Here is a 25,614-nt window from a genome sequence, read left to right on the forward strand (position 1 = left end):
CTACTCTCCTTCGGAGTCAAACACTTTTTTCAGCGTTTTCATCCGGCGGGATGAATTTCTTCACTCCCTGCTGAGCCGTCTGCGTTGCCGCTTTGCCGTCTCAGTGGTGGCGCATTATAGGGATCCGAATTTTTTGCACAACCCCTTTTTTCGATCTTTTTAATCGACTGCCGAGTTTTCACTCTTTTCGCTGCGATCGCGAGCGATCCGCTCAAAAATCATCTTGTTTATCCGACTTTTAAGCCGCAGGCTTGGTAAAAACGTAAAAGGAGAAGCTCATGTCTACAGCCCTACGACCTTATAAGAACCATTTTCCGCAACAAGGCGACCGCGTGATGATCGACAGCAGCAGCGTGGTGGTGGGTGAAGTACAACTTGCCGATGACGTAAGCATCTGGCCGCTGGTTGCGATTCGCGGTGACGTCAATAAAGTGATGATAGGTAAAAGAAGCAATATTCAGGATGGCAGCGTACTGCATGTCACTCACAAGTCCACCAGCAACCCAGAAGGTTATCCGCTGATTGTCGGCGAAGATGTCACAGTAGGGCATAAGGCGATGCTGCACGGCTGTACTATCGGCAATCGCGTACTGGTTGGTATGGGATCCATTCTACTGGACGGCGTGATCGTTGAAGATGATGTGATGATTGGCGCTGGCAGTTTGGTGCCGCCGGGTAAACGGCTGGAAAGTGGCTACCTGTATTTAGGCAGCCCGGTTAAACAAGTGCGCCCACTCAGTGAAGCGGAGATTGCCGGGCTGCTTTATTCGTCCAACAACTATGTGGGTTGGAAGAATGAATATCTCGATCAGGAAAGCCAAACTCATCCCTGATAGCCAACCTTATCCCTGCTGCATCGACTGCTTTAGTTTGGCAATCACTGGCGTGATCTCTGGCATCACGCCATGCCATAAATGGAAAGCATGAGCGGCTTGACCCACTAACATACCAACGCCATCCGCCAGCTGCTGCGCGCCCTGCTGCTGACACCACACTAAGAATGGTGTCAAACCTTGTTGATAAAACATGTCGTAGCACCGCGTTTGCGCATGAATTAGCGATGTGGCCAACGCCGGAACTTTGCCATCAACACCACTTGAGGTCGCATTAATGATCAGATCAAATTGCTGATCTGCTAATTGCTCTAAGCTGGCCGCTTTAATATCCCCGCTATGCTGGAAAATCTCTACCAGCTGCTCGGCGCGTTCCACGGTGCGATTCACCACCACCAGCGAACATCCGAATGAAAGCAGAGGCAGGATCACACCACGCGCAGCACCACCGGCGCCCACCAGCAGAATTTGATCGCCGGGATGGATCATCTGCAATCGTTCCAGATCGCTGAGCAAGCCGATGCCATCCGTGTTATCCCCGAAGATCTTGCCCTGCGCATCTTTCTTTAATGTGTTAACCGCACCAGATAATGCCGCGCGCTCGCTGAGCTCATCAGCAAATTCCCACGCCTGCTGTTTAAAAGGCAGTGTGACATTGGCACCTTTACCGCCTTGCGCAAAAAAATCCGCGATCGACTGTGGAAATCCCTCAAGTGGCGCGCACTCCTTGCCATATCGATGCTCAATGCCAGTTTGCTCAGCGAACAGGCGGTGAATGAAAGGAGATTTGCTATGCGCAATGGGATGACCAAAAACGGCAAAATTTTCCATGTATTAGCCCTGACGGATAAGTTCACCGCTAATGACGTCGCGGATTTCAGAAGGATTCAGTCGCCCACCTGTTTCAGCATGCAAGACCGGGAACTGCGGACCAAATTGCTTAGCAACCTCATCCGCATTACGGCATGGCGGTTCGCCGGAAAGATTGGCGCTGGTCGAAACCAGAGGTTTACCAAAACCACGACACAAAGCCTGTACGTGCGGATGATCGCTAACGCGGATGGCCAGAGAGTCAAAACGCCCGGTTAACCAGCGCGGCGTATGTGGCGAGGCGGGCACCACATAGGTTACCGGGCCAGGCCAACTTTCAAACATACGTTCGCGCTGCAGCACCGAGAGTTCACGATCCGCGATATAAGGTTCCAGCTGCGCGTAATCGGCTGCAATCAAAATGAGTCCCTTCTCGACTGGACGCTGCTTGAGCGCCAAAAGCGCCATTACGGCTTCTTCACTGTCGGGATCGCAGCCCAATCCAAACACGGCTTCGGTTGGATAGGCGATAACTTCCTGTTGCTGTAGTTTCTCAATGCAATAATCGAGACTACCCGCTGGATACTGACTTGGCTTCATGATGATGATTCGTCCTGGACGATAGGCTTACCGCAGCGTTTGCTGGCGCAGAAGCGCTTCATGCCTTGTGCGGTTTTCTTCTCTATTAATAATGGGAACTGGCAATGCGGGCAAACGCCTTCAACCGGCGCTGCGTTAAGGGCAAACTGACAATCTGGATAGCGATCGCAGGAGTAGAAGGTTTTGCCATAGCGCGAGCGCCGTTGTACCAGTTTACCGTTCTGACATTGCGGACAGGCGATAGCTGTTTCATCTGGCTTATCGATGGTTTCGGTGTAATCACATTCCGGATAATGACTGCAACCCACGAACATGCCAAATCGTCCCTGACGCAGAACTTTGTCTGCGCCACACTGCGGGCACGCATGGCCTTCCAGTACTTTAACGACATGACCATCTCCCTGACTTTTCAGCGGGCGGATGTAATCGCAGGTGGGATAATTCACACACCCCAGAAAAGGGCCGTGTTTGCCAGAACGTATAACTAATTCTGCCCCGCAAGCGGGGCAGGGATCGTGTTTAGGCACGGAGAATAGTGCTGATTTACTCATATTACCGGTTGCATCAATCGCAGATTATTAATGCAGCATACCTTCATTGACGTCGAATAACAGTTCTTCCATTTGCTGATAGGCGTTTTCACATCCTGGGATGTTAAACAGCACCATCAACACCACCCATTTGAGATCTTCAAGATCGAATTCGAGGGTATCAAGGGCCATTACACGTTCGATGACCATTTCGCGCGTTTCCATATTCAGCACCTGGACCTGTTCCAGGAACAAAATAAAACCGCGACATTCTGCATCTAAGCGCTGGTTTTCCTCTTCGGTGTAGATTCGCATTGAGAGCGGATCGTTTGCCATGAGTACAGGCGCAACCAAGCCTTCCTGATAATCCGCTAACCGTTCAAGCCAATTCAACGCATTGTAGATATCTTCACGATGAAAACCGGCATCGGTTAAATCATCGGTCAATTTATCCTGATCAACGCGCATTTCAGCTTCGTTGTGGATATACGTCTCAAACAAGTACATAAGTACGTCGAACATGGCATGCCCTCCTCAATCGGACATAGCCGCCGGGTACAGCTGCGATCCATCCTGCTAACTCCAGCTCCAGCAGGTGAGCTGCGATAACTGGCACAGGTTGGCCGGCACGTTCAGCGACGACGTCAACAGGTGTAACCTCATCACCTACGTTAGCCAACACAGTTGCAAATGGCAATGGCACATCGTCACTGTGTTGTGAATATATTGTTTCTGAACTGCTATCAGGCAACCATTGCAGTGTTGAATGTAAATCTTCAAGGATATTGTTGGGATGCGCCACCAGCAGCGCGCCTTGCTGGATAAGCCAGTGCGTTCCTTCACTGCCGGGATTGCCTAGCGCGCCGGGTAACGCATAAACGTTACGATTTTGTTCCAAAGCGTAGCGTGCCGTCACTAGCGATCCGCTTTTCAAAGTGGCCTCAATCACCAATACGCCAAGGCTTAAACCACTGATGATGCGATTACGTCGGGGAAAATTCACCGCATGCGGTGCTGTATCAAGGGGGAATTCCGAGATCAGTGCGCCACCGCCAGTGATGATCTCGCGTGCCAGCGCTTGATGACTTTTAGGGTAAATATGCTGTAGTCCGCTACCTAACACTGCCACAGTTTTACCTTGCACTTCTAGCGCGGCCCGATGCGCCACGCCATCAATTCCGCGCGCCAGACCGCTGGTGATGGTCAATCCACTCAGCGCCAATTGCTGAGTAAACCAGCTTCCCCATTGCTTACCATAATGCGTGCAATGACGGCTGCCCACGACACCGAGTTGAGGCGTCTGCAAGACATCCAAATGTCCAGCGACATACAGCAATGAGGGACGTCGACTGATTTCCGCTAACGCCAAGGGATAATGCTCATCGATACAGAAAACTAAGTGATGCTGTTCATCCTCAAGCCACAGACGCGTTCGTTCTAACTGGCGTGGACACAGCACTTTAAACTGTTGTCGCTGGGTTTCGTTTAATCCCTGATCCTGTAAAAGATCGTCATCAACCTGAGCATTACTCTGCAATGCATGAGCTAACTGTCTGACAACCTGACCGCTTAAGCCTTTCACATTTGCCAGCCTAAGCATCCATTCAATTCTCTCCATGCTGCACTCCCTGTCAGCCGCGCTATCATGCGGTGCAATGCTGTCAATCAGGCATCAAAAAGTCTACAATATGAGGCAGTAATCTTTTCTTTAACGCATACAGATCTGGATATTTATGTCAGTTTTGCAGGTATTACATTTCCCTGATGACCGCCTTCGCAAAATCGCTGCGCCGGTGTCAACCGTAAACGCAGACGTTCAGCGTATTGTCGACGACATGTTTGAAACCATGTACGCCGAAGAAGGTATTGGTTTAGCGGCGACTCAGGTCGATATTCATCAGCGCATCATTGTTATTGATGTTTCAGAAAACCGTGACGAGCGTTTGGTGCTGATCAATCCGGAACTGCTGGAAAAAAGCGGTGAAACCGGTATTGAAGAAGGCTGCCTTTCCATCCCTGAACAACGTGCATTTGTGCCGCGCGCAGAGTGGGTAAAAGTGCGTGCGCAGGATCGCGACGGCAAAAGCTTTGAGCTGGAAACCGACGGTCTGCTGGCGATTTGTATCCAGCATGAAATCGATCATCTCGATGGCAAACTTTTCATCGATTATCTGTCGCCACTGAAACGTCAGCGTATCAAACAGAAGCTGGAAAAATTGGCCCGCCTTAACGCACGCGAAGATTAAGTGCTAATAGAAGGTTAAACTGTGTCTGCACCGCTCAAAATTATCTTTGCCGGTACACCTGACTTTGCAGCGCGTCATTTAGACGCGCTGCTTGCTTCTGAGCATCAGGTTGTTGGCGTCTTTACCCAGCCCGATCGTCCAGCTGGACGCGGAAACAAGCTTACGCCAAGCCCGGTCAAAGTCCTGGCACAGGCGCACGATATCCCCGTATTTCAGCCGAAATCCCTGAAGCCTGAAGAGAACCAGCATCTGATTGCCGATCTACAGGCCGATATCATGGTGGTGGTCGCTTATGGCTTGATCCTGCCGAAAGCCGTACTGGTGATGCCGCGCCTGGGTTGTATTAATGTGCATGGTTCGCTGCTGCCACGCTGGCGCGGTGCGGCACCCATCCAGCGCTCTCTCTGGGCCGGCGATAGCGAAACCGGTGTCACCATTATGCAGATGGATGTTGGCCTTGATACCGGCGACATGCTGCATAAACTCTCCTGCCCAATTACGGCGGAAGACACCAGCGCTTCGCTGTATGAGAAGCTGGCGCAACTCGGTCCACAAGGCATGCTGTTAACGCTGGATCTGCTGGCAAGTGGTAATGCTAAGCCAGAAGTTCAGGATGAAGCGCTGGCCTCTTATGCCGAGAAGCTGAGTAAAGAAGAAGCACGACTCGATTGGTTACTTTCAGCAGCGCAGTTGGAACGTTGTATTCGTGCCTTCAATCCATGGCCAATGAGCTATTTCATGATTGAAGAACAACCGGTAAAAGTGTGGCAGGCAACGGTTTTGCCGCATCAGAACAAACAACCCGGTGAAATCGTTCATGCTGATAAACAAGGCATTCAGATTGCAACGGCCGATGGTGTGCTGAATCTGGTATCGCTGCAACCTGCCGGTAAAAAAGCCATGTCCGCTCAGGACCTGCTCAATTCGCGCCGCGAATGGTTCGTACCTGGAATCGTTCTGGCCTGATCCTCCAAGCCCGGTTTGACCGGGTTTTTTGTTTGATGAAATAACATGAAAAAAGCTACCAACTTGCGCAGCCTGGCCGCGCAACTCATTGAACGCGTTGTGGACAAAGGCGAATCGCTGAGTGCCATTTTGCCGAGCGCGCAAAAGAACCTATCCGATAAAGATGGCGCGTTACTGCAAGAGCTCTGTTTTGGCGTGATGCGCACGCTGCCGCAGCTGGAAGCCTTAATCGGCAAATTGATGGAGCGCACCTTAACCGGTAAGCAGCGAGTATTGCATTACCTGTTGATGGTTGGCCTTTATCAGCTGCTTTATACCCGCGTACCAGCCCATGCTGCACTGGCAGAAACCGTAGCAGGTGCTGAAGTGCTGAAGCGTACGGCTTTGAAAGGCCTGTTAAACGGCGTGTTACGCCAGTTCCTGCGCCAGCAAGAAGCGCTGTTAGCCGAAGTCGATCAGGGTTCGCAACGTTACTGGCACCCAAGCTGGTTGCTGAAACGTATGCAAGCTGCATGGCCAGAACAGTGGCAACAGATTGTTGAAGCCAATAATCAGCGACCGCCGATGTGGCTGCGCGTCAATCGCCAGCATCACAGTCGTGATGCCTGGCTGGCGCTATTGCAGGCAGAAGAGAAAGTGGCTTTTCCCGGCGATGCGCAAGATGCATTGCGTCTGGAATCACCCACTCCAGTTAGCCAGCTGCCGGGTTTCGATCAAGGTTGGGTAACGGTGCAGGATCTTTCAGCACAACGTTGCGCACTGCTGCTTGAGCCAAAAGACGGGGAATCTATTCTCGATCTCTGCGCTGCTCCGGGTGGTAAAACCACTCATATCCTCGAAATCGCGCCGCAGGCCAAAGTATTAGCGGTCGATGTTGACCCGCAACGCCTGCTCCGCGTGCATGAGAACTTGCAGCGCTTAGGCATGCAGGCTGAAGTGCGTCAGGGCGATGGCCGTACACCGGCTGAATGGTGCGGTGATATGCAGTTTGATCGCATCCTGCTCGATGCGCCCTGCTCTGCCACAGGTGTAATTCGTCGTCATCCAGACATCAAGTGGCTGCGTCGCGATCGTGATATTCCTGAGCTCGCGAATCTGCAGCGTGAAATTCTGGAGGCCGTTTGGCCGCGTCTGAAATCTGGCGGCACGATGATTTATGCCACCTGCTCAATATTGCCGGAAGAGAACCACAACCAAATCAGCGCCTTTTTGGCAGCGCACAGCGACGCCGTGGCTGAGACGTTGCCTCAGGGCCAAGCCAATGGCTGGCAGGTTTTCCCGACCATCGATGGCGGCGACGGCTTCTTCTACGCTAAGCTGATGAAAAAATAGTGCTGCGCACGCTGACAAGAGCATCTAAGCCATGAAAATTATTATCCTCGGCGCCGGCCAGGTCGGCGGAACCCTGGCAGAAAATCTGGTCGGGGAAAATAACGATATTACCGTGGTCGACAGCGATGCCACGCGTTTGCGCGTGTTGCAGGACAAATTTGATCTGCGCGTAGTGCATGGCCACGGATCCCATCCGCGTATTTTGCGTGAAGCCGGTGCTGAAGATGCGGATATGTTGGTTGCGGTAACCAACTCCGATGAAACCAATATGGTGGCTTGTCAGATTGCGTATTCGCTTTTCAATACGCCCAATCGTATCGCGCGTATTCGCGCCGCTGAATACTTACGTGATGCTGAAAAGCTGTTTGTACCGGAAGCTGTGCCGATTGATCATCTGATCTCTCCTGAGCAGTTGGTGATCGACAATATCTACCGTTTGATTCAGTATCCTGGCGCACTTCAGGTGGTGAATTTTGCCGAAGGCAAAGTGAGCCTCGCGGTGGTAAAAGCCTATTATGGCGGCCCGCTGGTCGGAAATCCTTTGTCGATCATGCGGGAACATATGCCGCATATTGATACGCGAGTCGCGGCGATTTTTCGTCAGGATCGCCCAATCAGGCCGCAGGGTTCTACGATTGTGGAAGCTGGCGATGAAGTGTTCTTCATTGCCGCGAGCCAGCATATTCGCGCGGTGATGAGTGAGATGCAGCGTCTGGAAAAACCATATAAGCGCATCATGCTGGTTGGTGGCGGCAATATCGGCTTTGGATTGGCGCAGCGCCTCGAAAAACAGTACAGCGTGAAACTGATTGAACGTAATCAACAGCGTGCGGCGGAACTGGCCGAACGATTACACGATACCATCGTGTTTTACGGCGATGCTTCGGATCAGGAATTGCTGGCCGAAGAGCATGTCGATCAGGTGGATCTCTTCATTGCGGTCACTAACGATGATGAAGCTAATATTATGTCGGCAATGCTGGCCAAGAAAATGGGCGCTAAGAAAGTGATGGTGCTGATCCAGCGCCGCGCCTATGTCGATCTTGTTCAAGGCAGCGTGATCGACATTGCGATCTCGCCACAACAAGCCACCATCTCAGCGCTGCTTAGCCACGTACGTAAAGCAGATATCGTTGGCGTTTCTTCGTTGCGTCGCGGTATTGCAGAAGCCATTGAAGCTATCGCACATGGCGATGAAACAACTTCTCGCGTGGTTGGACGCCTAATAGAAGATATTAAGCTGCCGCCGGGAACCATTATCGGTGCTGTAGTGCGCGGTGATGAAGTAATTATCGCCAATGATAACGTGCGTGTTGAACAGGGCGATCACGTAATTATGTTCCTGACGGATAAGAAGTTTGTACCCGATGTTGAGCGCCTATTCCAGCCAAGTCCATTCTTCCTATAAAAGCTGCGGGCAAAGGCCCGCCGTGAAAATTTTGCTTAATCCATTGTTCTAATGGCAATTGCACAAAGGTTTGTTAGACTTTAGCCATTGGCCAAGGCAAGGAGATAACAATGAGTTTATTCAAAGAGTTTCGTGATTTTGCAATGCGTGGAAACGTGGTTGACCTGGCAGTCGGTGTCATCATCGGTGCCGCTTTTGGTAAGATTGTTTCTTCACTGGTTGCCAATATCATCATGCCGCCACTTGGGTTGCTGATTGGTGGCGTCGATTTCAAACAGTTCAAGTGGGTACTAAAGCCAGCAGAAGGTGATATTCCTGCTGTAGTGATGGAGTACGGTAACTTTATTCAGACAGTGTTTGATTTCGTTATTGTTGCCTTCGCGATCTTCCTCGCAATTAAAGTAATGAATAAGCTGTATCAGAAAAAAGAAGTTGAAAAAGCGGCACCTAAGCCAACAAATGAAGAGTTACTGCTTACTGAAATCCGTGACCTGTTAAAACAACAAAATCACGATAAATTATGATGAAAAAGCCGCCCAAATGAGGCGGCTTTTTTGTCTCTAAAGAAGAAGGCCAGTGATAAACTTTTCTGCTTATCACTGGCCTCCCAGTTACGTCCTTTTGCGTGTTTGTTTTTACGTTGATAGCTGCCTTTTCCTTTCTGATTCTTCTCAACGCGCTGCCTAAACAGTGGATCATGTAATAATGCTTCAAGTGCATTGTTGTTGATTTTACCTTTTTGGTGCTGATAGCGAGTCATCTCGTCCTCCGGTTATTAACGGCGCAACTATATTCCTTCCAGCGCAAAATTCAATCCTTGCTACAACACATTTCAGGCTGCGGCTCCTCACCTTTTTCCAGAGCTTCCAAAATTGAACAGCAGGCGCTGCTATGCACGTCGCCGCAGCAGGTGTCAGCCAAACGATGCAATGAACGCTGGATCGTCTGCAGTTCAGCGATCATGCCGTTCACTTCATCCAAACGCTTCGCCACAATTGCTTTGGATTCCTGGCAAGTGTGATGTTCAGGATCGATGCGGATCGACAATAAGCCCCGAATTGATTCTAAGCTGAAGCCGAGCTGGCGACCATAGCGAATAAAACGCAGCCGCTGTAAATCATCTTCACTATAAAGGCGAAAGCCGCCCTCAGTGCGTACCTCGTGATTCATCATCTGCTGTTTTTCATAAAAACGGATGGTATCTGGCGTAACATCCGCCAATTTTGCCAGCTGGCCAATACGGTACATGCTATTTCTCCCGCTGAAAATGATGATGGATGGTATCGCTGTAATCGCCGCGCAAAAATTCGGTGCTGATTCCGGCTTGCTGGAGTTTTATTTCTAATAGCGCTAAGCGTTTCGATAATTCTCGCGCCTTGCCATCGTCAGGATCAAGTTCCCGTAGCAGATCGTTTAGCGCCAATGCTTCACGACGCATTTCAAGTTCCGGGGGTAAGTAACCAGAGTTTTTCAACAGACGATATGCCGTGCGCAGTTCAACCGGCACTCCGCTGTCATCATCTATGATTAAAGGCGCGCCTTCGCCGGGCAGATTACTCAGTTCACCTTTTTCCTGAGCTTCACGGATGTGCTGCTCAACAAGTTGGTCAATTAACCACATAAGAACGCTCCTGACGGTGTATCTGCCATCAGCATAGCGAAAGGGGAGTAAATGGGAAGGAATTACGGACAATAAAAAACCCGCCGAAGCGGGTTTTCTACGATACTGCAAATTACTCTGCAGTAGCTTCTGCTTGAGCTTCTGGACGATCAACCAGCTCGATGTAAGCCATCGGAGCGTTGTCACCAGCACGGAAGCCACACTTCAGAATACGAGTGTAACCACCGGCACGGCTCGCGAAACGCGGGCCCAGCTCGTTAAACAGTTTTGCCACGATCTCGTTATCACGAGTGCGGGCGAATGCCAGACGACGATTAGCTACGCTGTCGGTCTTGGCAAGAGTAATCAGCGGCTCAACTACACGACGCAGTTCTTTGGCTTTCGGCAGAGTCGTTTTGATGATCTCATGACGAACCAGAGAACCAGCCATGTTGCGGAACATAGCCTGACGATGGCTGCTGTTGCGGTTCAGTTGACGACCACTCTTACGATGGCGCATGACCTTATCCTTCTCAGTGAAACCTTAACCTGTGATCTGATTATTCATCAGCAATGCTTGCTGGCGGCCAGTTTTCCAGGCGCATGCCCAGAGACAAACCACGTGAAGCAAGCACATCTTTAATCTCGGTAAGAGATTTTTTACCCAGGTTAGGCGTTTTAAGCAGCTCAACCTCGGTACGCTGTACCAGATCACCGATGTAGTGGATAGCTTCTGCCTTAAGGCAGTTAGCAGAGCGGACAGTCAATTCCAGATCGTCAACAGGGCGCAGCAGGATCGGATCGAATTCTGGTTTCTCTTCTTTCACTTCTGGCTGACGTACATCACGTAAGTCAACGAAAGCTTCCAGTTGTTCTGCCAGGATGGTTGCCGCACGACGAATCGCCTCTTCAGGATCGATTGTGCCGTTGGTTTCCATTTCGATGACCAGCTTGTCCAGGTCGGTACGCTGTTCTACACGCGCTGCTTCAACATTGTAGGCAATACGGTCTACAGGGCTGTAGCAAGCGTCAACCAACAGACGGCCGATTGGGCGCTCATCTTCTTCCGAATGAATTCGGGCAGAAGCCGGCACATAACCACGACCACGCTGAACTTTGATACGCATGCTAATAGATGCGTTTTCGTCGGTCAGGTGGCAGATCACATGCTGCGGCTTGACGATTTCAACATCACCGTCGTGGGTGATGTCGGCTGCAGTCACAGGGCCAATGCCAGATTTATTCAGAGTAAGGATGACTTCATCTTTACCTTGAACTCTTACCGCCAACCCTTTCAGGTTAAGCAGGATTTCCAGGATATCTTCCTGTACGCCCTCTTTGGTGGAGTACTCATGAAGCACACCATCAATCTCAACCTCGGTCACCGCGCAACCCGGCATGGAAGAAAGCAGAATACGGCGCAGTGCGTTACCAAGAGTATGGCCAAAGCCACGCTCTAACGGCTCAAGGGTCACCTTGGCGTGCGTCGAACTCACTTGCTCGATATCTACCAGGCGCGGTTTTAGAAACTCTGTCACAGAACCCTGCATTGTGTCCTCTCTTTGGTACTAAGCTTTACTTAGAGTAAAGCTCGACGATCAGGTGTTCGTTAATGTCCGCAGACAGATCAGTACGTTCAGGAATACGCTTGAACACACCTTCCATCTTAGTAGCATCAACTTCCAGCCAGGTTGGCTTTTCACGCTGCTCAGCCAGCTCCAGAGCGGCCTTCACGCGAGATTGCTGTTTGGCTTTCTCACGGATGCTTACGACATCATTCGGAGATACCTGATAAGAAGCGATGTTAACAACGCGACCGTTCACCAGGATAGATTTATGGCTAACCAGCTGACGTGCTTCTGCACGAGTAGCGCCAAAGCCCATACGGTAAACAACGTTATCCAGACGACCTTCCAGCAGGGCCAGCAGGTTTTCACCTGTGTTGCCTTTCAGACGTGCTGCTTCTTTATAGTAGTTGCGGAACTGACGCTCCAGCACGCCGTACATACGACGAACTTTCTGCTTCTCACGCAACTGGCCGCCGTAGTCAGACAGACGCGGTTTACGCGCACCATGCTGACCAGGTGGTTGTTCAATTTTGCACTTGGTATCGATCGCGCGAACGCCAGACTTAAGGAATAAGTCGGTACCCTCACGACGGCTCAGCTTGAGCTTAGGACCCAAATATCTTGCCATTTTCTTTCTCCAACTAACCTAAAAACGGGCGATTAAACGCGACGTTTTTTCGGCGGACGACAACCGTTGTGAGGGATTGGAGTCACATCAGTAATATTAGTGATGCGGAAACCAGCAGCGTTCAGAGCACGAATTGTTGATTCGCGACCTGGACCTGGACCCTTAACCATAACTTCCAGATTCTTAATACCGTAATCTTTCACTGCTTCTGCACAGCGCTCTGCAGCTACCTGAGCAGCAAACGGAGTAGATTTACGTGAACCGCGGAAACCGGAACCACCGGCGGTTGCCCAACCCAGTGCGTTACCCTGACGATCAGTAATGGTAACGATGGTGTTGTTAAAAGATGCATGGACATGAGCCACGCCATCTGAGACTTGTTTTCTTACACGCTTACGTGCACGAACTGGTGCCTTTGCCATTATTTACTCACCCCGATTATTTCTTGATCGGTTTACGCGGACCCTTGCGGGTACGTGCATTGGTCTTAGTACGCTGACCGCGAACTGGCAGACCACGACGATGGCGTAAACCACGATAGCAACCAAGGTCCATCAGACGCTTGATGCTCAGGGTGATTTCACGGCGCAGATCACCTTCAACAACGAATTTACCAACTGCTTCACGCAGCTGTTCAATTTGTTCTTCAGACAGCTCTCTGATCTTAACATTTTCAGCAATACCCGTTGAAGCGCAGATGGCTTTAGAACGAGTTTTACCGATACCGAAAATCGAAGTTAATGCGATAACGGTATGTTTTTGATCAGGAATGTTAATGCCTGCTATACGGGCCACTATGCACTCCTATAATTAAACAAATGCGTCCCATGCTGAAAAGCCCGTTTTCAGGATACTCAAATGGTAACGCATCGACATACAAAAGATTGGCTGGCTAATCTAGCCAGCTCAACCCGACTTTGCAAGAAAAATATGTGACAATATCAGCCTTGGCGCTGTTTATGCTTTGGCTCGGCGCTGCAGATCACACGTACGACACCGTCGCGGCGAATGATTTTGCAGTTACGACATAATTTCTTGACGGAAGCACGAACTTTCATTTTTACTCTCCGTAACTTCTCAAGCACCCGAATTAACGGCCGTAGCCTTTCAGGTTAGCTTTCTTCAATGCAGACTCATACTGACTTGACATCATCAGAGTTTGCACTTGAGCCATAAAGTCCATGATGACGACCACTACAATGAGCAGCGATGTGCCGCCAAAGTAGAATGGAACTTTCATAGCATCACGCATGAACTCCGGGATCAGGCAGATAAAAGTAATATACAGTGCGCCGATTAAGGTCAGACGTGTCATTACTTTATCGATGTACTTCGCCGTTTGCTCTCCCGGACGAATTCCCGGTACGAATGCACCAGACTTCTTCAGGTTATCTGCTGTTTCACGTGGGTTGAAGACCAACGCCGTGTAGAAGAAACAGAAGAAGATGATTGCAGTCGCATAGAGTAGCACATAAAGCGGCTGTCCTGGTTGCAAATACAGCGAAATTGTTGTCAGCCAGTTCCAACCGGTACCGCCCCCGAACCATGATGCTATAGTCGCCGGGAACAGAATAATGCTGGAAGCAAAAATAGCTGGGATTACGCCCGCCATGTTCACTTTCAACGGTAAATGTGTGCTCTGTGCAGCATATACACGACGACCTTGCTGACGTTTAGCGTAGTTGACCACAATGCGGCGCTGGCCACGCTCAACGAAAATAACAAAGAACGTCACTGCAAATACTAGAACTGCAACCAACAGCAACAGAAGGAAGTGCAGGTCACCTTGCCGCGCTTGCTCGATGGTATGGCCAATGGCCGGCGGGAGGCCCGCAACAATACCTGCGAAGATAATGATCGAGATACCGTTACCGATACCTCGCTCAGTAATCTGTTCGCCCAGCCACATCAGGAACATTGTCCCGGTAACCAGACTTACAACAGCGGTAAAGTAGAATGCAAAGCCTGGATTCATTACCAGCCCCTGCATTCCAGGCATATTCGGTAAACCGGTAGCAATACCGATCGACTGGAATACAGCCAGAACCAGTGTGCCGTAGCGAGTGTACTGGCTAATCTTACGACGACCAGCTTCACCCTCTTTCTTAATCTCAGCTAACGCTGGATGAACCACCGTTAACAGCTGGATAATAATAGAGGCCGAAATATACGGCATAATACCCAGTGCGAAGATTGAGGCACGACTAAGAGCACCACCAGAGAACATGTTGAACATTTCAATGATGGTGCCACGCTGTTGCTCAAGCAGTTTGGCAAGTACAGTGGCATCGATACCGGGGATTGGAATAAAAGAGCCAATTCGGAAGACAATGAGTGCACCGATTACAAACAACAGTCTGCGCTTCAGTTCACCAAAGCCACCTTTGGCACTTTGAAAATCTAATCCCGGTTGCTTTGCCATCTGCTACTTATTCCTCGATTTTACCGCCAGCAGCTTCGATTGCAGCACGAGCACCTTTGGTGACACGCAGACCGCGAACCGTTACCGGTGCAGAAACTTCACCAGAAAGAATCACTTTCGCGAATTCAATCTGAACACCGATAATATTGGCCGCTTTCAGCGTATTCAGGTCAACAATACCGCCTTCAACTTTCGCCAGATCAGACAGACGAACTTCTGTCGTGATCATTGCTTTGCGAGAGGTGAAACCGAATTTCGGCAGACGACGATACAGAGGCATCTGACCACCCTCGAAACCGCGACGTACGCCACCGCCAGAACGAGAGTTCTGACCTTTGTGACCACGACCACCAGTTTTACCGAGGCCAGAACCGATACCACGACCCAGACGCTTAGAAGCGTGTTTAGACCCTTCGGCCGGAGACAGAGTGTTTAAACGCATCTCTTACTCCTCCACTTTCAGCATGTAGGAAATCGCGTTAATCATACCGCGTACAGCAGGCGTATCTTCACGCTCAACGGTGTGATTGATGCGACGCAGACCCAAGCCAACCAGAGTCGCTTTGTGCTTAGGCAGGCGGCCGATTGAACTGCGGGTTTGTGTAATTTTAATTGTCTTAGCCATCGTGATTACCCCAGAATTTCTTCAACGGATTTACCACGCTTGGCAGCGACCATTTCCGGAGAATTCATATTGCCCAGGCCATCGATAGTTGCACGAACCACGTTAATCGGGTTGGTAGAACCATACGCTTTAGCCAGAACGTTATGTACTCCAGCAACTTCTAAAACAGCGCGCATTGCACCGCCGGCGATGATACCGGTACCTTCAGAAGCTGGCTGCATGAACACACGAGAACCTGTGTGAGCACCTTTAACAGGGTGCTGCAGGGTGCCGTGAGTCAGCGCGACGTTAATCATATTGCGACGGGCTTTCTCCATCGCTTTCTGGATCGCTGCTGGAACTTCACGCGCTTTACCGTAACCAAAACCAACGCGGCCGTTACCATCACCCACTACAGTCAGTGCGGTGAAGGAGAAAATACGACCACCTTTTACAGTTTTAGATACACGGTTTACCGCGATCAGTTTTTCCTGCAGTTCGCCAGCTTGTTTCTCGATGTTTGACATCTTAGACCTCTACCTTAGAACTGAAGGCCAGCTTCACGGGCAGCATCTGCCAGTGCCTGGACACGACCATGATATTGGAACCCGGAACGGTCGAAAGAGACATTAGTAATGCCTTTCTCAACAGCGCGCTCAGCCAGAGCTTTACCTACAGCTGCAGCGGCGTCTTTGTTACCGGTATACTTCAGTTGTTCGGCAATAGCTTTTTCTACAGTAGAAGCAGCAACCAGAACTTCGGAACCGTTCGGGGCGATCACCTGTGCGTAAATATGACGCGGGGTACGATGTACCACCAGGCGAGTAGCACCCAGCTCTTTGAGCTTGCGACGTGCACGGGTCGCACGACGGATACGAGCAGATTTCTTATCCATAGTGTTACCTTACTTCTTCTTAGCCTCTTTGGTACGCACGACTTCGTCGGCGTAACGAACACCCTTGCCTTTGTAAGGCTCAGGACGACGGTAGGCGCGCAGATCAGCTGCAACCTGACCAATCAGCTGTTTATCAGCGCCTTTCAGCACGATCTCAGTCTGAGTTGGACATTCAGCAGTGATGCCGGCCGGCAGTGCATGGTCAACAGGGTGAGAGAAGCCCAGGGCCAAGCTCACAGAGTTGCCTTTAACAGCTGCACGATAACCAACACCAACCAGTTGCAGCTTCTTGGTGAAGCCTTCGGTAACACCGATAACCATGCCGTTCAGCAGCGCACGAGCAGTACCTGCTTGTGCCCAACCATCCGCATAACCTTCGCGTGGAGCGAAAGTCAGGGCGTTGTCTGCATGCTTAACTTCTACAGCACTGTTGATAGTACGAGTCAGCTCGCCGTTTTTGCCTTTGATCGAAACTTCCTGACCGCTGAGTTTTACCTCTACGCCCGCAGGAACAACGACAGGTGCTTTTGCAACACGAGACATTTTATTCCTCCGATTACGCTACGTAGCAGATAATTTCGCCACCAAGACCAGCTTGGCGCGCTGCACGATCAGTCATGACACCTTTAGAGGTAGAGATTACAGCGATGCCCAGACCAGCCATTACTTTTGGCAGCTCATCTTTTTTCTTATAGATGCGCAGACCTGGACGACTAACACGCTGAATGCTCTCTACCACAGCCTTGCCCTGGAAATACTTTAAAGTAACTTCCAGCTCAGACTTGATATCGCCTTCGATTTTAAAATCTTCAATATAGCCTTCTTCCTTCAGCACGTTGGCAATTGCCACTTTCAGCTTGGAGGAAGGCATAGAGACCGCAACTTTGTTCGCGGCCTGACCGTTACGGATACGGGTCAGCATATCCGCGATCGGATCTTGCATGCTCATCTGTGTTACTCCCGTGATTCAAATGGTGACAATTACCAGCTAGCCTTTTTAAGGCCCGGGATTTCACCGCGCATTGCGGCTTCACGGACCTTGATACGGCTCAACCCAAACTTCCGCAAGAAACCGTGCGGACGACCTGTCTGACGGCAGCGGTTACGCTGACGGGAAGGGCTGGAATCACGCGGCAGACTCTGCAGCTTGAGAACGGCATCCCAACGATCTTCGTCGGATGCGTTCACATCAGAAATGATCGCTTTCAGTTCTACGCGCTTGGCGAAGAACTTGTCTGCTAATTTTACACGCTTAACTTCGCGTGCTTTCATCGATTGCTTAGCCATTAAGTAACCCTACCTTACTTGCGGAATGGGAATTCAAAGGCAGCCAGCAGAGCACGGCCTTCATCATCAGATTTCGCAGTAGTGGTAATGGTAATATCCAAACCACGAACGCGATCGACTTTGTCATAATCGATTTCTGGGAAGATGATCTGCTCACGAACGCCCATGCTGTAGTTACCACGACCGTCGAACGACTTCGCAGATAAACCGCGGAAGTCACGAATACGTGGTACAGCAATAGTGATCAGACGCTCAAAGAACTCCCACATACGCTCACCGCGCAGAGTTACTTTACAGCCGATCGGATAGCCCTGACGGATTTTGAAGCCTGCAACTGATTTGCGTGCTTTGGTGATCAGCGGTTTTTGACCGGAGATTGCTGCCAGGTCAGCTGCTGCGTTATCCAGCAGTTTCTTGTCAGCGATCGCTTCACCAACACCCATGTTCAGGGTGATCTTCTCGACCCGAGGGACTTGCATGACAGAATTGTAGCCGAACTCTGTCATGAGTTTCTGGACTACTTCGTCTTTGTAGTAATCATGCAGTTTCGCCATCGTACTACTCCAAATTACTTGATAGTTTCGCTATTAGACTTGAAGAAACGGACTTTTTTGCCGTCTTCGAATCTAAAGCCTACACGGTCAGCCTTGCCGGTTGCCGCATTGAAGAGTGCAACGTTGGAAGCTTGAATAGCAGCTTCTTTCTCAACGATGCCACCTGGTTGGTTCAGGGCCGGGACCGGCTTCTGATGTTTCTTAACCAGGTTGATACCTTCAACGATGACTTTACCAGAAGTCAGGACGTTCTTTACTTTACCGCGTTTACCTTTGTCTTTGCCGGTAAGCACGATAACTTCGTCGTTACGACGGATTTTCGCTGCCATTGCTCGCTCCTTAGAGTACTTCTGGTGCCAGAGAGATAATTTTCATGAACTTTTCAGTACGAAGTTCACGAGTTACCGGCCCAAAAATACGCGTACCGATAGGTTGCTCGCTGTTATTGTTTAAAATAACGCATGCATTACCATCGAAGCGAATGACAGAACCGTCCGGGCGACGAACACCCTTCCTGGTGCGCACCACTACCGCTTTCAGGACATCACCTTTTTTCACCTTGCCACGAGGAATTGCTTCCTTGATGGTCACTTTGATGATATCGCCGACGCCTGCGTAGCGACGGTGCGAGCCACCCAGAACCTTGATACACATTACGCGACGTGCACCGGAGTTGTCGGCGACGTTCAGCATAGTCTGTTCTTGGATCATTTTAGTGCTCCGCTAATGTCAACTACTACTTCGGGACCCAAACCTCAGGTCGTTAAAAAGCCCCATAATTGAGGGCGCGGCATTATAACACCGGTTCTCGCACATGGGTAGAAAAAATGAACGGCTCAGACGAGCCGTTCATTTTATTTTTTAGAGGAAGCGGATTCTATTACAGAATCGCTTTCTCTACAACGCGAACCAACGCCCAAGACTTAGTCTTAGACAGTGGACGGGTTTCGCGGATTTCTACCACGTCACCAATACCACATTCGTTGTTCTCGTCATGGATGTGCAGCTTAGTCGTACGCTTGATGAATTTACCGTAGATCGGGTGCTTCACGACACGTTCGATAGCAACAACTGCAGATTTCTGCATTTTGTCACTAATAACACGACCCTGCAGAGTACGGATTTTATCGGTCATTACGCCGCCTTCTCAGTCAGTAAAGTCTTAACACGTGCAACATTACGACGAACTTCTTTCAGCAGATGGGTTTGCTGAAGTTGGCCGGATGCTGCTTGCATGCGCAGGTTAAACTGCTCACGCAGCAGGTTAAGAAGCTCAGTGTTCAGCTCTTCAACGCTTTTTTCACGCAGCTCATTTGCTTTCATTACATCACCGTCTTAGTAACAAAGGTGGTTTTGATAGGCAGTTTTGCTGCTGCCAGCTTGAAGGCTTCACGGGCCAGCTCTTCCGGAACGCCGTCCATTTCATACAGGACTTTACCCGGTTGAATGAGGGCAACCCAATACTCCACGTTACCCTTACCTTTACCCATACGCACTTCCAGCGGCTTCTCGGTAATTGGTTTGTCCGGGAATACACGGATCCAAATTTTACCTTGACGCTTAACTGCACGGGTCATAGCACGACGTGCTGCTTCGATCTGACGAGCAGTCAGACGACCACGGCCAACAGCTTTCAGACCGAAAGTACCGAAGCTGACATCCGTACCTTGCGCCAGACCACGGTTGCGGCCTTTGTGCACTTTACGGAATTTCGTACGCTTTGGTTGTAACATCAGCGACTCTCCTTACTTACGGCCTTTACGCTGCTGCTTTTTAGGTTGAGCAGCCGGTTCCGGTTGTTCAACAGCAGCCATACCACCCAGGATCTCGCCTTTGAAGATCCATACCTTAACGCCGATTACACCATAAGTGGTGTGCGCTTCAGAGGTGTTGTAGTCAATGTCTGCACGCAGTGTGTGCAACGGTACGCGACCTTCACGGTACCATTCGGTACGTGCGATCTCGGCACCGCCCAAACGGCCGCTGACTTCAACTTTAATACCCTTCGCGCCCAGACGCATTGCGTTCTGTACAGCACGCTTCATAGCACGACGGAACATCACACGACGCTCCAGCTGTGAAGTGATGCTATCAGCAACCAATTTAGCGTCCAGTTCCGGCTTACGGACTTCGGCGATGTTGATCTGTGCAGGAACGCCAGCGATTTTCGCGACGACCGTACGCAGTTTTTCTACGTCTTCACCTTTCTTACCGATAACGATACCCGGACGAGCAGTGTGAATAGTCACACGGATGCTCTTAGCCGGACGCTCGATAACGATACGAGATACAGACGCTTTAGACAGTTCCTTGGTCAGGAACTGACGGACTTTAAAATCGCTGTCCAGGTTGTCAGCGAATTCTTTGGTGTTCGCAAACCAGGTAGAGTTCCATGGTTTTACAATACCCAGGCGAATACCATTAGGATGTACTTTCTGACCCATTGCTAGTCTCCAGAGTCTCAGCGATCGGACACAACCACAGTAATGTGGCTGGTGCGCTTCAGGATGCGATCTGCACGACCTTTCGCACGCGGCATAATGCGCTTCATGCTTGGGCCTTCGTCTACGAAGATTTTCGCGACTTTCAGATCGTCGATATCAGCGCCATCGTTGTGTTCGGCGTTCGCAATGGCAGATTCCAGGACTTTCTTAACCAACACAGCAGCTTTCTTGTTGGTGTAGGTCAGAATATCCAGAGCCTGCGACACTTTCTTACCGCGAATCAGGTCTGCCACCAGGCGAACCTTCTGAGCAGAAGAACGAGCATGGCGATGTTGAGCAATAGTTTCCATCTCTTCCTCCTACTTATTTCTTCTTGGCTTTCTTATCTGCAGCATGGCCGCGATAAGTACGTGTCGGTGCAAATTCACCCAGTTTGTGGCCGACCATTTCGTCGGAAACAAAGACAGGAACGTGCTGACGACCATTATGGACAGCGATGGTCAAACCGATCATGTTAGGGAAGATCGTTGAACGACGGGACCAAGTGCGCAGGGGCTTCTTGTCACCGCTTTCCACCGCTTTCTCTACCTTCTTCAGCAAGTGCAGGTCAATAAAAGGACCTTTCTTGAGAGAACGTGGCATGGCTTATCCTCTAAAATTATTTGCTACGGCGACGTACGATAAATTTATCAGTACGCTTGTTGCTACGGGTCTTCTTACCTTTGGTCTGAACGCCCCACGGAGTTACCGGGTGCTTACCAAAGTTACGACCTTCACCACCACCGTGCGGGTGATCGACTGGGTTCATCGCAGTACCGCGAACGGTAGGACGAACACCACGCCAACGGGTTGCACCAGCTTTACCCAGTACGCGCAGCATGTGCTCAGAGTTGCCGACTTCGCCGAGAGTTGCACGACATTCGGATTCAACTTTGCGCATTTCGCCTGAACGCAGACGCAGGGTAACGTAGGAACCTTCACGCGCAACGATCTGCACGTAAGTACCAGCTGAGCGAGCAATCTGACCGCCTTTGCCTGGTTTCATTTCTACGTTATGAACGGTAGAACCCACCGGGATGTTACGCATCGGCAGGGTGTTACCTGCTTTAATCGCAGCATCAACGCCAGATTGAATCTGATCGCCGGCTTTCAGGCCTTTAGGGGCCAGGATGTAACGGCGCTCGCCATCTTTGTACAGAACCAGTGCGATGTTCGCAGAACGGTTCGGATCGTACTCAAGACGCTCAACAACTGCTGGAATACCATCTTTGTTGCGTTTGAAGTCAACAATACGGTAAGCCTGCTTGTGACCACCACCGATATGACGGGTAGTGATACGACCATTGTTGTTACGACCACCGGATTTGCTGTTTTTTTCTACCAGCGGAGCAAATGGTTTGCCCTTGTGCAGCTCTGGGTTCACCACTTTAACTACGTGGCGACGACCCGGAGATGTCGGTTTACATTTAACAACTGCCATTGTCTTTCTCCTCCGACTTACTCAGCGCCGCCGACGAAGTCCAGATTCTGGCCTTCCTTCAGGGTGACGTAAGCTTTTTTCCAGTCGCTACGACGACCGATACGCTGTCCGTGACGCTTAACTTTCCCTTTAACTACCAGGGTGTTTACGTCTTTAACTTCCACTTCGAACAGCTTCTCAACAGCAGCAACGATCTCTGCTTTGGTCGCGTCTTTAGCAACTTTGAGAACGATGGTATTGGTTTTTTCCATCGCAGTAGATGCTTTTTCTGATACGTGCGGTGCACGCACTACTTTCAGCAGACGTTCTTCACGGATCATGCCAGCATCTCCTCAACTTGCTTAACTGCTTCCGCAGTCATAACGACTTTGTCGAAGGCGATCAGGCTAACTGGGTCGATGCCCGCTGCATCACGCACGTCAACCTTGTACAGGTTACGCGCAGCCAGGAACAGATTCTCATCCAGTTCACCGGTGATGATCAGCACATCTTGCAGCGCCATGTCTTTCAGTTTCTGTACCAGCAGCTTAGTTTTAGGCGCTTCTACAGAGAACGTCTCGACAACGATCAGACGGTCCTGACGTACCAGCTCGGACAGAATGCTTTTCAGCGCGCCGCGGTACATCTTTTTGTTAACTTTTTGACTGTGGTCCTGTGGACGTGCAGCGAAGGTCACGCCACCTGAACGCCAGATCGGGCTCTTTACAGAACCTGAACGCGCACGGCCGGTACCTTTCTGGCGCCAAGGCTTTTTGCCTGAACCAGTAACTTCAGCACGAGTCTTCTGCGCACGAGTACCCTGACGAGCACCAGCGGCATAAGCAACAACAACCTGGTGAACCAGCGCTTCGTTGAAATCACGACCGAAGGTAGTTTCGGAAACAGTCAGCGCGCTCTGCGCGTCTTTCAGTACTAATTCCATTGCTATCCCCTTACGCCTTCACAGCTGGTTTAACAATCAGATCGCACCCAGTTGCACCCGGGACGCCACCTTTGACCAGCAGCAGGTTGCGCTCAGCGTCAACACGTACTACTTCCAGGCTCTGAACGGTTACGCGCTCATTACCCAGCTGACCAGCCATTTTCTTGCCTTTGAACACTTTGCCCGGAGTCTGGTTCTGACCGATAGAACCCGGAACGCGGTGTGACAAGGAGTTACCGTGTGTAGCGTCCTGGGTACGGAAGTTCCAGCGCTTAACGGTACCTGCGAAACCTTTACCTTTAGAGGTACCGGTAACGTCTACTTTTTTAACGTCAGCGAAAATTTCAACACTGATGCTCTGGCCAACAGAGAAATCTTCACCTTCGGTGCGGAATTCCCACAGACCACGGCCAGCGTCAACGCCAGCTTTAGCAAAATGACCTGCTTCAGGCTTGCTCACACGGCTTGCTTTTTTAGCACCGGTGGTAACCTGGATAGCTTGGTAACCATCGTTGTCCAGGCCTTTGACCTGAGTAACGCGGTTTGCTTCAACTTCGATAACGGTTACTGGGATTGAAACGCCATCTTCAGTGAAGATGCGGGTCATACCCACTTTTTTACCGACTAAACCAATCATTGTATCAACCTCTCAATCGCTCGATGACCTGATTAACCCAGGCTGATCTGCACGTCAACACCGGCAGCCAGGTCCAGACGCATCAGAGCATCAACGGTTTTTTCAGTTGGCTCAACGATGTCTACCAGACGCTTGTGAGTGCGGATTTCGTACTGATCACGCGCGTCTTTGTTAACGTGCGGAGAGATCAGAACGGTAAAACGCTCTTTGCGGGTTGGCAGCGGGATCGGACCACGTACCTGCGCACCAGTGCGCTTGGCAGTCTCAACGATTTCCGCGGTTGATTGATCGATCAGGCGATGATCAAACGCTTTAAGACGGATACGGATTCTTTGGTTCGACATGAGACCAAGGCTCCAAACATTTTATAAACGAAAAGAATTACTACCCACATCCATTACGATTGATGGAGGAGTGTAATCGTTCAGCATATAACTCCCCAATTGGGAGTATTGTTAGGCGATACATAGACAGCTATCCCCTGCGATTCTGCTCGAATCGCGCCGCACCAATATCGGCAGGCCCGCGCATTATACGTAAATCTGTTTAGGAAGCAACCCGTGTTGTGTTTTTAACCACATCTATCTGGCTTTAGCCCAAAAAAACCCGCGGCAATCGTTTTTGACTGGCGCGGGCTTGCATGACATTGCTGATTGGGCATGAGACTAATGTTCGTTTTGATCTTTTAATTGAGACTGAAGATAATTTTGCAGGCCGAGTTTGTTCACCAAATCGAGTTCAGTTTCCAGCCAGTCAATGTGGCCCTCCTCTTCCGTCAGAATTTCAATCATCATATCTCTGCTGACATAGTCATGAACCTTGTCGGCATAGGCTATCGCTTCGCGCAAATCCTTCGCGCCTTCCAGTTCTAATGCCAGGTCAGACTGCAGCATTTCCGGCACGTCTTCACCGATGCGTAATCGACCGAGATCTTGCAGGTTAGGAATCCCTTCAAGAAAAAGAATGCGTTCGATGTACTTATCCGCATGCTTCATCTCATCAATCGACTCATGATACTCAACCTCATTGAGCCGGGTCAGACCCCAATTTTTGAACATACGCGCATGAAGGAAGTACTGATTAATTGCAACCAGTTCATTCCCCAGCAATTTGTTGAGATGATTTATGATTTTACCGTCGCCCTTCATTTTGCTTCCTCCGCTTCCAACTAAATAGAGCGTAGATGCGGATGAAAGGAAGTCAAAAAAACGCGACAGTTATTGTGGGTATTGAGAAGTGCAGAATTAAGCTATCAGGCTATCTCTTTGTAGAGCGGCACGTTTTGCAGTTCATCTTCCATAATTTCCCGTGCAAAGCGCACGCACTTCCCACATTGCTTGCCAATGGGAACCAGTTGACGCAATTGTTGAATCGATTTGGGTTGATAGCGGCGAACCACTTCGCGCAGAGTTTTATCACTCACGGCATTACACAAGCAGACGAACATTTACTGCGGACTCCCGTACAATTTATGATCAAATTGTAAATGAGAATGGTTTTTATTTCAAACGCAGCTTTTATGTGGGATTAATCGAGACGGTAAAGTTCAGACATAAAAAAAAGAGCACCGAAGTGCTCTTTTTCATACTGCGATGACTGCCGAAACAGCCATCAACCTTAACGCAATTAAGCGATAATTTCAGCAACAACACCCGCACCAACAGTACGGCCGCCTTCACGGATTGCGAAACGCAGACCCTGATCCATAGCGATTGGCTTGATCAGAGTTACGGTCATTTTTACGTTGTCGCCTGGCATTACCATCTCAACGCCTTCTGGCAGCTGAACGTCACCGGTCACGTCAGTAGTACGGAAGTAGAACTGAGGACGGTAGCCTTTGAAGAACGG

General features: G+C 50.2%; 44 protein-coding genes and 1 pseudogene. 6 read left to right on the forward strand and 39 right to left on the reverse strand.

Annotated features, from left to right (window positions below):
- The first annotated feature begins 278 nt into the window (after positions 1-278).
- Positions 279-833, forward strand: coding sequence for a gamma carbonic anhydrase family protein (locus PanJK_RS23600; RefSeq protein WP_265303466.1), 555 nt, complete (start codon positions 279-281; stop codon positions 831-833).
- A 9-nt stretch (positions 834-842) separates the two neighbouring features.
- Here the strand turns inward: PanJK_RS23600 and aroE are convergent, their stop codons facing one another.
- The 5 genes from aroE to dprA are packed head-to-tail and all read right to left on the reverse strand — an operon-like array spanning position 843 to position 4,391.
- Positions 843-1,664 (reverse strand): shikimate dehydrogenase, encoded by an 822-nt coding sequence (aroE, locus tag PanJK_RS23605; RefSeq protein ID WP_256697616.1) that lies wholly within the window; start codon positions 1,662-1,664, stop codon positions 843-845.
- A gap of 3 nt (positions 1,665-1,667) precedes the next feature.
- Positions 1,668-2,243, reverse strand: coding sequence for an L-threonylcarbamoyladenylate synthase type 1 TsaC (gene tsaC, locus PanJK_RS23610; RefSeq protein ID WP_265303467.1), 576 nt, complete (start codon positions 2,241-2,243; stop codon positions 1,668-1,670).
- Positions 2,240-2,794, reverse strand: coding sequence for a type I DNA topoisomerase (locus tag PanJK_RS23615; protein WP_256697618.1), 555 nt, complete (start codon positions 2,792-2,794; stop codon positions 2,240-2,242). The genes tsaC and PanJK_RS23615 overlap by 4 nt, the downstream gene beginning before the upstream one ends.
- 27 nt (positions 2,795-2,821) lie before the next feature.
- Entirely contained in the window at positions 2,822-3,295 is a 474-nt protein-coding gene (gene smg / locus PanJK_RS23620) for a DUF494 family protein Smg (protein ID WP_007891699.1), read from the reverse strand.
- Positions 3,267-4,391, reverse strand: a complete 1,125-nt coding sequence (gene dprA, locus PanJK_RS23625) for a DNA-protecting protein DprA (protein WP_265303469.1) — start codon at positions 4,389-4,391, stop codon at positions 3,267-3,269. Before dprA ends, smg begins: the two co-directional genes overlap by 29 nt.
- Before the next feature lie 115 nt (positions 4,392-4,506).
- Here dprA and def point away from each other — a divergent pair, with 115 nt between their 5' ends.
- The 5 genes from def to mscL all read left to right on the forward strand — a co-directional run bounded on the left by def (position 4,507) and on the right by mscL (position 9,249).
- Positions 4,507-5,019, forward strand: coding sequence for a peptide deformylase (def, locus tag PanJK_RS23630; RefSeq protein ID WP_265303470.1), 513 nt, complete (start codon positions 4,507-4,509; stop codon positions 5,017-5,019).
- Positions 5,020-5,040: 21 nt separating this feature from the next.
- The gene (fmt, locus tag PanJK_RS23635) at positions 5,041-5,985 is read left to right on the forward strand and encodes a methionyl-tRNA formyltransferase (protein ID WP_265303471.1); all 945 of its coding nucleotides are present in this window, start codon (positions 5,041-5,043) and stop codon (positions 5,983-5,985) included.
- 45 nt (positions 5,986-6,030) lie between these two features.
- Positions 6,031-7,317, forward strand: coding sequence for a 16S rRNA (cytosine(967)-C(5))-methyltransferase RsmB (rsmB, locus tag PanJK_RS23640; RefSeq protein ID WP_265303472.1), 1,287 nt, complete (start codon positions 6,031-6,033; stop codon positions 7,315-7,317).
- Positions 7,318-7,348: 31 nt separating this feature from the next.
- A complete protein-coding gene (gene trkA, locus PanJK_RS23645) occupies positions 7,349-8,725 on the forward strand; it encodes a Trk system potassium transporter TrkA (protein WP_007891694.1) in 1,377 nt (458 codons plus the stop codon).
- A gap of 110 nt (positions 8,726-8,835) precedes the next feature.
- On the forward strand, positions 8,836-9,249 hold the full coding sequence (mscL, locus tag PanJK_RS23650; RefSeq protein WP_008104721.1) for a large-conductance mechanosensitive channel protein MscL: 414 nt from the start codon (positions 8,836-8,838) through the stop codon (positions 9,247-9,249).
- On the opposite strand, the gene PanJK_RS23655 is transcribed toward mscL, so the two are convergent.
- The 34 genes and pseudogenes from PanJK_RS23655 to tuf all read right to left on the reverse strand — a co-directional run.
- Positions 9,234-9,485, reverse strand: a complete 252-nt coding sequence (locus tag PanJK_RS23655) for an alternative ribosome-rescue factor A (RefSeq protein ID WP_265303473.1) — start codon at positions 9,483-9,485, stop codon at positions 9,234-9,236. The two genes, mscL and PanJK_RS23655, sit on opposite strands and share 16 nt — an antisense overlap.
- Before the next feature lie 50 nt (positions 9,486-9,535).
- Complete coding sequence (gene zntR / locus PanJK_RS23660; RefSeq protein WP_265303474.1) at positions 9,536-9,973, reverse strand: Zn(2+)-responsive transcriptional regulator; 438 nt, start codon at positions 9,971-9,973, stop codon at positions 9,536-9,538.
- A 1-nt stretch (position 9,974) separates the two neighbouring features.
- Positions 9,975-10,346, reverse strand: coding sequence for a DUF1992 domain-containing protein (locus PanJK_RS23665; protein ID WP_265303475.1), 372 nt, complete (start codon positions 10,344-10,346; stop codon positions 9,975-9,977).
- A 112-nt stretch (positions 10,347-10,458) separates the two neighbouring features.
- Entirely contained in the window at positions 10,459-10,845 is a 387-nt protein-coding gene (rplQ, locus tag PanJK_RS23670; protein ID WP_008104728.1) for a 50S ribosomal protein L17, read from the reverse strand.
- A gap of 40 nt (positions 10,846-10,885) precedes the next feature.
- Entirely contained in the window at positions 10,886-11,875 is a 990-nt protein-coding gene (locus PanJK_RS23675) for a DNA-directed RNA polymerase subunit alpha (RefSeq protein WP_007891688.1), read from the reverse strand.
- A 25-nt stretch (positions 11,876-11,900) separates the two neighbouring features.
- Positions 11,901-12,521, reverse strand: coding sequence for a 30S ribosomal protein S4 (rpsD, locus tag PanJK_RS23680; protein ID WP_007891687.1), 621 nt, complete (start codon positions 12,519-12,521; stop codon positions 11,901-11,903).
- A gap of 32 nt (positions 12,522-12,553) precedes the next feature.
- Complete coding sequence (rpsK, locus tag PanJK_RS23685; RefSeq protein WP_004160563.1) at positions 12,554-12,943, reverse strand: 30S ribosomal protein S11; 390 nt, start codon at positions 12,941-12,943, stop codon at positions 12,554-12,556.
- 16 nt (positions 12,944-12,959) lie between these two features.
- Entirely contained in the window at positions 12,960-13,316 is a 357-nt protein-coding gene (gene rpsM / locus PanJK_RS23690) for a 30S ribosomal protein S13 (protein WP_034830736.1), read from the reverse strand.
- A 146-nt stretch (positions 13,317-13,462) separates the two neighbouring features.
- On the reverse strand, positions 13,463-13,579 hold the full coding sequence (gene rpmJ, locus PanJK_RS23695) for a 50S ribosomal protein L36 (protein WP_004160566.1): 117 nt from the start codon (positions 13,577-13,579) through the stop codon (positions 13,463-13,465).
- A 32-nt stretch (positions 13,580-13,611) separates the two neighbouring features.
- Positions 13,612-14,943 (reverse strand): preprotein translocase subunit SecY, encoded by a 1,332-nt coding sequence (gene secY, locus PanJK_RS23700; protein ID WP_007891686.1) that lies wholly within the window; start codon positions 14,941-14,943, stop codon positions 13,612-13,614.
- Positions 14,944-14,950: 7 nt separating this feature from the next.
- Complete coding sequence (gene rplO / locus PanJK_RS23705) at positions 14,951-15,385, reverse strand: 50S ribosomal protein L15 (RefSeq protein ID WP_007891684.1); 435 nt, start codon at positions 15,383-15,385, stop codon at positions 14,951-14,953.
- Between the two features lie 3 nt (positions 15,386-15,388).
- A complete protein-coding gene (gene rpmD, locus PanJK_RS23710; RefSeq protein ID WP_007891681.1) occupies positions 15,389-15,568 on the reverse strand; it encodes a 50S ribosomal protein L30 in 180 nt (59 codons plus the stop codon).
- Between the two features lie 5 nt (positions 15,569-15,573).
- Positions 15,574-16,074 carry a 30S ribosomal protein S5 gene (gene rpsE, locus PanJK_RS23715; RefSeq protein ID WP_007891679.1) on the reverse strand — a complete coding sequence of 167 codons (501 nt, stop codon included), beginning with the start codon at positions 16,072-16,074 and terminating at the stop codon, positions 15,574-15,576.
- Positions 16,075-16,088: 14 nt separating this feature from the next.
- The gene (rplR, locus tag PanJK_RS23720) at positions 16,089-16,442 is read right to left on the reverse strand and encodes a 50S ribosomal protein L18 (protein ID WP_008104733.1); all 354 of its coding nucleotides are present in this window, start codon (positions 16,440-16,442) and stop codon (positions 16,089-16,091) included.
- A gap of 9 nt (positions 16,443-16,451) precedes the next feature.
- The gene (rplF, locus tag PanJK_RS23725) at positions 16,452-16,985 is read right to left on the reverse strand and encodes a 50S ribosomal protein L6 (RefSeq protein WP_008104735.1); all 534 of its coding nucleotides are present in this window, start codon (positions 16,983-16,985) and stop codon (positions 16,452-16,454) included.
- 13 nt (positions 16,986-16,998) lie between these two features.
- A complete protein-coding gene (gene rpsH, locus PanJK_RS23730) occupies positions 16,999-17,391 on the reverse strand; it encodes a 30S ribosomal protein S8 (RefSeq protein WP_007891668.1) in 393 nt (130 codons plus the stop codon).
- A 32-nt stretch (positions 17,392-17,423) separates the two neighbouring features.
- Positions 17,424-17,729, reverse strand: a complete 306-nt coding sequence (gene rpsN / locus PanJK_RS23735; RefSeq protein ID WP_007891666.1) for a 30S ribosomal protein S14 — start codon at positions 17,727-17,729, stop codon at positions 17,424-17,426.
- A gap of 14 nt (positions 17,730-17,743) precedes the next feature.
- A complete protein-coding gene (gene rplE, locus PanJK_RS23740; RefSeq protein WP_007891665.1) occupies positions 17,744-18,283 on the reverse strand; it encodes a 50S ribosomal protein L5 in 540 nt (179 codons plus the stop codon).
- A 14-nt stretch (positions 18,284-18,297) separates the two neighbouring features.
- Complete coding sequence (gene rplX, locus PanJK_RS23745) at positions 18,298-18,612, reverse strand: 50S ribosomal protein L24 (protein ID WP_007891664.1); 315 nt, start codon at positions 18,610-18,612, stop codon at positions 18,298-18,300.
- 10 nt (positions 18,613-18,622) lie between these two features.
- Entirely contained in the window at positions 18,623-18,994 is a 372-nt protein-coding gene (gene rplN / locus PanJK_RS23750) for a 50S ribosomal protein L14 (RefSeq protein WP_006120590.1), read from the reverse strand.
- A gap of 169 nt (positions 18,995-19,163) precedes the next feature.
- Positions 19,164-19,418 (reverse strand): 30S ribosomal protein S17, encoded by a 255-nt coding sequence (gene rpsQ / locus PanJK_RS23755; RefSeq protein ID WP_038644333.1) that lies wholly within the window; start codon positions 19,416-19,418, stop codon positions 19,164-19,166.
- Positions 19,418-19,606: a 50S ribosomal protein L29 gene (rpmC, locus tag PanJK_RS23760; RefSeq protein WP_007891662.1), complete on the reverse strand. Its 189-nt coding sequence runs from the start codon at positions 19,604-19,606 to the stop codon at positions 19,418-19,420. The genes rpsQ and rpmC overlap by 1 nt, the downstream gene beginning before the upstream one ends.
- Positions 19,606-20,016: a 50S ribosomal protein L16 gene (gene rplP, locus PanJK_RS23765; RefSeq protein WP_002438716.1), complete on the reverse strand. Its 411-nt coding sequence runs from the start codon at positions 20,014-20,016 to the stop codon at positions 19,606-19,608. The genes rpmC and rplP overlap by 1 nt, the downstream gene beginning before the upstream one ends.
- Before the next feature lie 12 nt (positions 20,017-20,028).
- Complete coding sequence (gene rpsC, locus PanJK_RS23770) at positions 20,029-20,727, reverse strand: 30S ribosomal protein S3 (protein WP_007891660.1); 699 nt, start codon at positions 20,725-20,727, stop codon at positions 20,029-20,031.
- A gap of 17 nt (positions 20,728-20,744) precedes the next feature.
- A complete protein-coding gene (gene rplV / locus PanJK_RS23775; protein WP_007891659.1) occupies positions 20,745-21,077 on the reverse strand; it encodes a 50S ribosomal protein L22 in 333 nt (110 codons plus the stop codon).
- A 13-nt stretch (positions 21,078-21,090) separates the two neighbouring features.
- The gene (gene rpsS / locus PanJK_RS23780) at positions 21,091-21,369 is read right to left on the reverse strand and encodes a 30S ribosomal protein S19 (RefSeq protein ID WP_001138115.1); all 279 of its coding nucleotides are present in this window, start codon (positions 21,367-21,369) and stop codon (positions 21,091-21,093) included.
- Between the two features lie 16 nt (positions 21,370-21,385).
- A complete protein-coding gene (gene rplB / locus PanJK_RS23785) occupies positions 21,386-22,207 on the reverse strand; it encodes a 50S ribosomal protein L2 (protein WP_007891654.1) in 822 nt (273 codons plus the stop codon).
- 17 nt (positions 22,208-22,224) lie between these two features.
- Positions 22,225-22,527 (reverse strand): 50S ribosomal protein L23, encoded by a 303-nt coding sequence (gene rplW, locus PanJK_RS23790; RefSeq protein WP_007891652.1) that lies wholly within the window; start codon positions 22,525-22,527, stop codon positions 22,225-22,227.
- Positions 22,524-23,129 (reverse strand): 50S ribosomal protein L4, encoded by a 606-nt coding sequence (rplD, locus tag PanJK_RS23795; protein ID WP_007891650.1) that lies wholly within the window; start codon positions 23,127-23,129, stop codon positions 22,524-22,526. Before rplD ends, rplW begins: the two co-directional genes overlap by 4 nt.
- Before the next feature lie 10 nt (positions 23,130-23,139).
- Entirely contained in the window at positions 23,140-23,766 is a 627-nt protein-coding gene (gene rplC / locus PanJK_RS23800; RefSeq protein ID WP_008104741.1) for a 50S ribosomal protein L3, read from the reverse strand.
- Positions 23,767-23,798: 32 nt separating this feature from the next.
- The gene (gene rpsJ, locus PanJK_RS23805; RefSeq protein ID WP_006120582.1) at positions 23,799-24,110 is read right to left on the reverse strand and encodes a 30S ribosomal protein S10; all 312 of its coding nucleotides are present in this window, start codon (positions 24,108-24,110) and stop codon (positions 23,799-23,801) included.
- A 321-nt stretch (positions 24,111-24,431) separates the two neighbouring features.
- On the reverse strand, positions 24,432-24,914 hold the full coding sequence (gene bfr / locus PanJK_RS23810) for a bacterioferritin (protein ID WP_265303482.1): 483 nt from the start codon (positions 24,912-24,914) through the stop codon (positions 24,432-24,434).
- A gap of 104 nt (positions 24,915-25,018) precedes the next feature.
- Positions 25,019-25,213 (reverse strand): bacterioferritin-associated ferredoxin, encoded by a 195-nt coding sequence (gene bfd / locus PanJK_RS23815; protein ID WP_256697629.1) that lies wholly within the window; start codon positions 25,211-25,213, stop codon positions 25,019-25,021.
- Positions 25,214-25,392: 179 nt separating this feature from the next.
- Positions 25,393-25,614 (reverse strand): annotated as a pseudogene (gene tuf, locus PanJK_RS23820) (elongation factor Tu); the annotation flags it as partial.

The organism is Pantoea sp. JK (assembly GCF_026130245.1).
Taxonomy (GTDB): domain Bacteria; phylum Pseudomonadota; class Gammaproteobacteria; order Enterobacterales; family Enterobacteriaceae; genus Pantoea; species Pantoea trifolii.